The following is a 2,186-nucleotide window of genomic DNA, read 5'->3' as shown; positions in this document are numbered from 1 at the left end:
GGACAGCTCTTTGACACACTCTTTCAGGGCGACGTGCGACGTCTGTATGACGAAGCACGCACTCGTCAGCGGAGCCGGCTGGATCTCGTTTTGACGTCGATGATTCCCTGGATTGCCGAAAAGCCGTGGGAGTTTGCGTATGACCATGGGCGTAAGAGCTTTCTTGCAACCGAGGAGACTCACTTCATTCGGAACGTGCTGACAAACGTTCCGGCCGACCCGATCACTCAGGCGGATGGCCCTTTGCGAATCCTGGTGGTATCGGCACAGCCCGTAGGTTTTGGACGGCTGTCGATCGATCAGGAGCTTGCAGTGATCCAGCGTGGCTTTGAGCCGCTAGTCGAGGCGGGACTCGTCGAGATCGAGACGCTGGCGCGCGCGACACCGCGCGAGATTCACGGACGTCTCACGACAGGAAAATATCAGGTGGTGCATTTCATTGGTCACGGCGTATACGACGAGAAGCGGGGCGAAGGTTGTCTGATCTTCGTGAACGAGAACGGAGGCGAATACCCTCTGGGCGAGCGGTCCGTACGCGAGATCTTTCGTGGACGAGGGTTGAGCCTGGTGTTTCTGAACGCCTGCGAGAGCGGCCGCGGCGGTCGCGCGGACTTCAATAAGGGTGTGGCGCAGTCGCTGGTCGCGCACGGATTGCCTGCGCTGGTGGCGAATCAGTACAGCGTGCTTGATTCGTCTGCGACGTCGTTTGCGCAGCATTTCTACTGGTCTCTTGCGCAGGGCATGTCGCTCGGCCAGTCGGCGCGCGAGGCGCGCATCGCAGTCAACTATCTCCTGCATGGAGAGCCGATCGACTGGGCCGTGCCGGTTGTCTATGCTCGCGATGCGAACGCTACGCTCTGCGCTCCGCCTAAAACACCCATGAGGGCGCCGACGACTGGTGTTCGTGCGTCCGCACGTCGCTCGACGGTGGCTCATGTCGCGCGTATCGCCGTCTGGGACATGGACAACGTCTTCCCTGCGCTGGATCGGACTCTGGCGGAAATGAGCCGAGCGCAAACCGTCTTCGGATTCGAACTGGTGGAACTGTCGGTGCCGCTCGGTGTGTGGGATCTCGACTCAGAGGAAGGGACGCCGTATCTGTGGGCCGATCATCTCACTGACCGGCTGCAACGTATCCCACTGGAGCTTGGCGTTGAAGTATTGGCGTGCGTGACGCGTCATTGGATGCGCGACAACGAGTATTTCAATTATTACGTCTGGTGGCCAGACCGAGGCAAGCCCCCGATCCTAATCTTTTCCGTCGCAGGTTTTGACGAGATGGCTCCCGAAGGACCCGAAACGAATCGAGCGATAGCCAACGCTATGGTTTGCGGCCTAGCCGGCTTCTATGGAGACGTGGGCTCGCACACACGCGGCGCGAAAGATTGCCCTATGTGGTTCAACGAAGGCAGGGAGTTCAAGTATGTCGTGGGACCGCTGAAATTCGACTCGTCGTGCCGCAAAACACTGAAAGTCAAACTGGGTGCGAAACTTGGTGCGCTCGAAGCATTGCTGAAGACGTTCCCCGTAGAGCGGTGACATAAGGAGGAAACTTGGCACCGAAAAAGAAACTTCCATCAAAGCGTGGTATGGCGCGAACGGAGGTCAACGTTCGCGCCGCTATTGCCAGTGGACGGAATGCTGCGGAGGACGTGATCGCCTTTCGCGCGAAACAGCGTCGCAAACGCGCAGCCATCGAAAAGGAGATGCCTGCGCGCCGGCGCGGACTCGGCGCGCCCGCGCGAGTCCCGGCGAAAGCACGAGCCTTGTTTGGCGCGAGGAAATCCGCTGGGGTGCTGATAGCCGAAGGCGACTCGTGGTTCGACTATCCCATGCAGGACGTGCTTCGGTTGCTCGAGGACGATCACCTCTTCGACGTCGAGTCCGTGGCTCACAAGGGAGACTGCGTTGAAGACATGGCCCATTCCGCAGGGCAATTCGAGGAGTTCGCACGCCGTCTGGAGAAACTGCTCCGCGACGGCAAGGTGCCCCGCGCCGTTCTGTTGTCCGGCGGTGGAAACGACATCGCCGGCGATGAGTTCGCGCTGCTTCTCAACCATGCGGCATCAACGCTTCCCGCCCTCAACGAGGACATCGTTCGCGGCGTAATCGACGTACGTTTGAAGGAAGCCTATGCGAGCATCATCAGCGGTCTCACCGCTATTTCCAAATCTTACCTTGGCCGG

Annotated in this window: 2 protein-coding genes; both read left to right on the top strand. The window is 59.6% G+C overall.

Annotated features, from left to right (window positions below; genetic code table 11):
- Positions 1-1,539, top strand: a 1,539-nt coding sequence (locus tag VES88_13870) for a CHAT domain-containing protein (protein ID HYN82577.1), incomplete at its 5' end; no start/stop codon positions are given.
- 50 nt (positions 1,540-1,589) lie between these two features.
- Positions 1,590-2,186 (top strand): hypothetical protein (locus tag VES88_13865; GenBank protein HYN82576.1); only part of this gene is annotated, 597 nt, incomplete at its 3' end.

The sequence above is a fragment of the Gemmatimonadaceae bacterium genome (assembly GCA_035633115.1).
Classification (GTDB): Bacteria; Gemmatimonadota; Gemmatimonadetes; order Gemmatimonadales; family Gemmatimonadaceae; genus UBA4720.
Note: the sequence above shows the minus strand (reverse complement) of the source record. Positions and strands in the feature narration are given on the sequence as shown.